Below are 4,672 nucleotides of genomic sequence, written 5' to 3'. Positions count from 1 at the left end.
TGCGCGGTGCCCGAGGCGGCGTATGCCGCTCTCGATGTCAACGGACAGACCGTGCCGATCGACTCCGAAAGCAACCGGATCTGCGCCTGATCCGCTGAGCCGGCTCTCCAGAACCGACAGGTTTCCTCAGGGCCCCGGCGCCGCCCGCGGTTCAGAAACGCCCGATGCGTCGGGCGACGCGCATCGCCTGCCTTCTCTGCCTTGCCGCCTTGCGGTCGCCTGGCCCGCCCGCCTTGCCCCGGCCTTCGGGCAGCACCGGGCCGCTGCCGCGTCCGCGCGTCACACGCTCGATCCCTGCATCGATCCCGCGCCCCAGAAGGCGCCGCATCATGCGATGCAGGATCATGTTGAAGAGACGGTTCGCGTTCATCGTGCGCTCCCTCTGCCCTGACGCGGGCGGGACTACCCTTGTCCCCAACCCTAACGGCCAATCTGGGCGATTTCTGGGCATCAGCCCTCGAAAAAGTCGCTCTGGTCGCCCGCTTCGTTGCCGTTCTGATCCTCCTCGGCCCCGGCCCCCTGCCCCGCCACCGGCGCCCCTGGTCCCGGCGCGCTGTCCAGAAGGCCGGCCGCACGCAATTCCGCCAGCCCCGGCAGATCCCGCGCGCTCTCCAGCCCGAAATGGTCCAGGAAGGCCTCGGTCACCACGAAGGTCACCGGCCGCCCCGGCGTCATCTTTCGCCGCCCGAAGCGGATCCAGCCCAGCTCGAGCAGCTGGTCCACCGTGCCCCGGCTGACAGAGACGCCGCGGATTTCCTCGATCTCGGCACGCGTGACCGGCTGGTGATAGGCGACGATCGCCAGGGTCTCGGTCGCCGCGCGCGAAAGCTTGCGCACCTCCTCGACCTCCGACTGCATCAGGAAGCCGAGGTCCGGTGCCGTGCGGATCGCCCAGGCCTCGCCCACCCGCACCACGCGCACGCCGCGGCTCTCGTAGCGGCGGCGCAGATGCTGCACGGCCTCCGCCGGGTCCGAGCCGTGCGGCATCCGCGCGCCCATTGCCCGCGTCGTCAAGGGCTCGGCCGAGGCGAAAAGCATCGCCTCCACCATGCGCTCCTGTTCCGCCATCGGAGGCGCCTCGAAGAGACTGTCGCGCGCCGGCGTCCCCACCGGATCGCCGGCCTCCGCATCCGGCGCCAGCGCCTTCCGGTCCCTTCCTCTTGCGCCAAGTACCCCGGGGGAGTCGCCCGGCACGGGCGACGGGGGCAGCGCCCCCTCTTCCTCGTCACCGTCCTCAGCCATCGGGGCGCTCCCGCCGCCGCAGCTCGATGGGCGCGAAGGTCCCGGCCTGCCGGAGCTCGATCCGCCCCTCGCGGGCCAGTTCCAGCGTCGCGGCAAAGGTCGCGGCGGTGGCGGAGCGGCGGCGCGCGGGGTCTTCGCGCCAGCCCTCGGGCAGATAGGCGGCGATGTCGGTCCAGCTGCCGGCGAAACCGATCATGCCGCGCAGCCGGTCCAGCGCCTCTTCCATGGTGTAGACCGACTGCCGGTCGAAGGCCCAGGGGCGGAACTCGTCGCGGGTGCGGATTCGGGCATAGGCCTGCATCAGGTCCATGAGCGTGGCGGTGTGGCGCACGCGCTTCACCCGCTCCACCCGCTCGCCCTGCCCGCGGGCAAAGACGTCACGCCCCAGCCGGTCGCGCGCCATCAGCCGCGCCGCCGCCTCGCGCATCGCCTGCAAGCGTTCCAGCTGGAAGGCGAGGTAGGCGGCCATCTCGTCGCCCGACGGCCCCTCCTCCTCCGGATCCGGCGGCAGCAGCAGGCGCGACTTGAGAAAGGCCAGCCAGGCCGCCATCACCAGATAGTCCGCGGCAAGCTCGATCCTGAGCGCGCGCGCCTCCTCGACGAAGGCGAGATACTGCTCGGCCAGTTGCAGGATCGAGACCCGGCGCAGATCGACCTTCTGGCTGCGCGAGAGCGTCAGCAGCACGTCGAGCGGCCCCTCGTAGCCCTCGACATCGACGATCAGCGCCTCCGCGGCGCGCCGCGCCGCCACGACGGCGTCCCGCGTCTGCTGTTCGAAACTCTCCTCAGCCATCGCGCGCCCCGGCCAGAAGCGCATCATGCTTGGCCTCCAGCTCCGCGATGTCAACCGGCTCGGGCGTCCGTCGCCGGGCCAGGGCCGCCTCCGCCCGCGCCGCCGCCGCACCCGCCAGCGGTCCGGCGGCCGCGATCACCGCCTCCATCTCAGCCAGGTCGCCGTTGCAGTGCAGCGCGATATCGCAGCCCGCCGCGCGTGCCGCCGCCGCCCGGCCGCCCACGTCGCCCGAAAGGGCCTGCATCGACAGATCGTCGGTCATCAGCAGACCGCCGAAACCCAGTTCCTGGCGGATCAGCCCGATGGCAGTGGTCGAGACGGTCGCCGCCCGGTCGTCGAGCGCGGCATAGACCACATGCGCCGTCATCCCCATCGGCAGGTCGGAAAGCGCGGCGAAAGGCGCGAAATCCGTCAGCCGCAGGTCGGCAAGCGGCGCTTCGACGCGCGGAAGGTCATGGTGGCTGTCCGCCGTCGCGCGCCCGTGGCCGGGGATGTGCTTGAGCACCGGCAGCACGCCGCCGGCCAGCAGCCCCTCGGCCACCGCACGGGCGCGGGCCGCCACCGCGCCGGGCGTCTCGCCCAGGCAGCGGTTGCGCAGGAAGGGGTGCGTTGCGGGGGTGGCGATATCGGCCAGCGGCGCGCAGTTCACGTCGATGCCCAGCGCGGAAAGCTCGTGCGCGATGACCCGGTAGCGCAGGCGCAGCATGTCTGCGGCGCGCTCCCCCGCACGCGCGACGGCGTCGAGCGGCGGCAGCCAGCGGCGGCCGGCGTCTTCGGACAGACGCGTCACGCGTCCGCCCTCCTGGTCGATCAGCACCGGCGCCCGCCGCCCCACGCAGTCGCGCAGGTCGGCCACCAGCGCCGCGGTCTGCGCCGCGCTCTCGCAGTTGCGGGCGAAGAGGATGAAGCCCCAGGGCTGCGCCCTGGCGAAAAAGCGCCGCTCGGGCTCCGTCAGCCGCGGCCCGGCACAGCCGAGGATCGCGGCGGAGGTGGCGCTCACCGCGTGACCACCGGGATGCAGTCCGCCCCCTCGGCCATCAGCGCCGCGCAGAAGCGGCGCGCGTCGGCCAGGTCCTCGAATCCCATCGCCCGCAGCCGCCAGAAGGTGCGTCCGCCGCTCTGTGCGCGCTCGACGACGCGGGTCTTCCCCTCAAGGTAGCTGCCGAAGCGCCCGTCGAGGCGGCCCCATTCGCTGCGCGCCACCTCGGCGCTCTCGTAGGCGCCAAGCTGCACCAGGCGCGTGCCGGGCGGCAATTCTGCCGGGTCGGCCTCCGCCACCGTGTCGCCCGTCGCGGGGACGGCATCGCTGCGCATGGGCAGCGAGGCGGTGCGCAGCCCGCCGGGCCGCGACTGGGGGCGGAGCGAGCGGGCCTGCACGCCTGCGGCGTCGGCAAGGGGCGCCGCCTCGGCGTCTTCGGCGGGCGCCTTCGGCTCATCCTCCGCCACTTCGTCCATGGCCGCCCCGTCATCGGCGGCGCGTCCCGCGATGGCCGCGGCCGGCTCTTCGGACGCGGGGGCCTCGGCCACCGCCGGCGCCTGACGCATCCCGCCGAGCGAGACGCGGACCTCCTGCGGTGCCGTCTCGCCGATCGGCGCGAAGGGCGTGGCGCCTTCCGCGATCCGGTCGGCAAGCGCAAGCAGCGCGGGGCTGGGACCGTCCTCTGGCGCCGCTGCAGGCGCGGAGACCTCGGCGGCGAGCCGGGCCTGCGGCAGATCCTCTTCGGCAAGCGACGCACCGGCCGGGGCCAGCACGACCTGATCGGGCAGCGGCGCGGCGGTTCCCTGCGCCGCCACGGCATTGACGGCGAGGCCCTGATGCGCGGCGGGCCGTCCGCCCGGGCTTTCGGGCTGCAGGCGCATCGCGCCCTCCCCGGCCTGCACAACGGGCACCCCGTGCACGTCGCGCACGACCAGCGTGTAGCCCCAGGCGCCTATCCCGGCGATCAGCGCAAGCGACACCGCGGCGGCGCCGATCTGAGTGAATCTTGCGATGGAGGGGCGCGTGGACGCGCCACAGGCGACGTCCTCGCCGTTCGTCTCGATGTCCGTCATGTCCCGCCTCGTTCCGCCCGGATCACGCTGACCGGGTTCGACTGCTCTTGCCTGTCGCCGCCGGCGGGCGTGCGGTCTCAGCGCATCTCTTCCGCCGGGGTCACGCCAAGGATACCAAGACCGGCGGAAATGACAACGGCAGAGGCGCGGGTCAGCGCAAGACGGGCCGCACTGCCCTGCGGGTCGTCCTCCTGCAGGAAGCGCAGGGCGGGCTCGTCGTGGCCGCGGTTCCAGAGCGTGTGCAGTTCGCTGGCCAGTTCGTAGAGGTAGAAGGCCACGCGGTGCGGCTCGCAGTTCTTCGCCGCGATCTCGACCAGCCGGGGCCATTCCGCGATCTTCTTCGCCAGCGCCAGTTCGGCCTCATGCGCCAGCGGCGAGAGGTCGGCGTCGCGCAGCGTTGCATCGTCGGTGGGCAGCCCCGCCGCCGCCGCCTTGCGCAGCAGCGAGCAGACGCGCGCATGGGCGTATTGAACGTAGAAGACGGGGTTGTCCTTCGACTGCTCCAGCACGCGGTCGAAATCGAAGTCGAGCGGCGCGTCGTTCTTGCGCGTGAGCATGACGAAGCGGGTCACGTCGGGGCCCACC

Annotated in this window: 6 protein-coding genes; all 6 read right to left on the bottom strand. The window is 72.8% G+C overall.

From position 1 onward, the window contains the following. Positions 1-151: 151 nt before the first annotated feature. Positions 152-370, bottom strand: coding sequence for a hypothetical protein (locus ACLFOB_RS14280; RefSeq protein WP_410918212.1), 219 nt, complete (start codon positions 368-370; stop codon positions 152-154). Between the two features lie 80 nt (positions 371-450). Further along, complete coding sequence (gene scpB / locus ACLFOB_RS14275; protein WP_410918213.1) at positions 451-1,068, bottom strand: SMC-Scp complex subunit ScpB; 618 nt, start codon at positions 1,066-1,068, stop codon at positions 451-453. A gap of 166 nt (positions 1,069-1,234) precedes the next feature. After that, complete coding sequence (locus tag ACLFOB_RS14270) at positions 1,235-2,035, bottom strand: segregation and condensation protein A (RefSeq protein WP_410926515.1); 801 nt, start codon at positions 2,033-2,035, stop codon at positions 1,235-1,237. Next, on the bottom strand, positions 2,028-3,035 hold the full coding sequence (locus ACLFOB_RS14265; RefSeq protein WP_410926514.1) for a glycoside hydrolase family 3 N-terminal domain-containing protein: 1,008 nt from the start codon (positions 3,033-3,035) through the stop codon (positions 2,028-2,030). Before ACLFOB_RS14265 ends, ACLFOB_RS14270 begins: the two co-directional genes overlap by 8 nt. Further along, positions 3,032-4,087: an SPOR domain-containing protein gene (locus ACLFOB_RS14260; RefSeq protein ID WP_410926513.1), complete on the bottom strand. Its 1,056-nt coding sequence runs from the start codon at positions 4,085-4,087 to the stop codon at positions 3,032-3,034. The genes ACLFOB_RS14265 and ACLFOB_RS14260 overlap by 4 nt, the downstream gene beginning before the upstream one ends. 77 nt (positions 4,088-4,164) lie before the next feature. Next, positions 4,165-4,672 (bottom strand): DALR anticodon-binding domain-containing protein (locus tag ACLFOB_RS14255; protein WP_410926512.1); only part of this gene is annotated, 508 nt, incomplete at its 5' end.

Source organism: Rhodosalinus sp. (assembly GCF_046542825.1).
GTDB lineage: Bacteria > Pseudomonadota > Alphaproteobacteria > Rhodobacterales > Rhodobacteraceae > Rhodosalinus.
Note: the sequence above shows the minus strand (reverse complement) of the source record. Positions and strands in the feature narration are given on the sequence as shown.

Excerpts from the sequence above, each read along its gene's own strand:
- ACLFOB_RS14280 (WP_410918212.1), bottom strand. The coding sequence starts at position 370 with ATGAACGCGAACCGTCTCTTCAACATGATCCTGCATCGCATGATGCGG.
- ACLFOB_RS14270 (WP_410926515.1), bottom strand. The coding sequence starts at position 2,035 with ATGGCTGAGGAGAGTTTCGAACAGCAGACGCGGGACGCCGTCGTGGCG.
- scpB (WP_410918213.1), bottom strand. The coding sequence starts at position 1,068 with ATGGCGGAACAGGAGCGCATGGTGGAGGCGATGCTTTTCGCCTCGGCC.
- ACLFOB_RS14260 (WP_410926513.1), bottom strand. The coding sequence starts at position 4,087 with ATGACGGACATCGAGACGAACGGCGAGGACGTCGCCTGTGGCGCGTCC.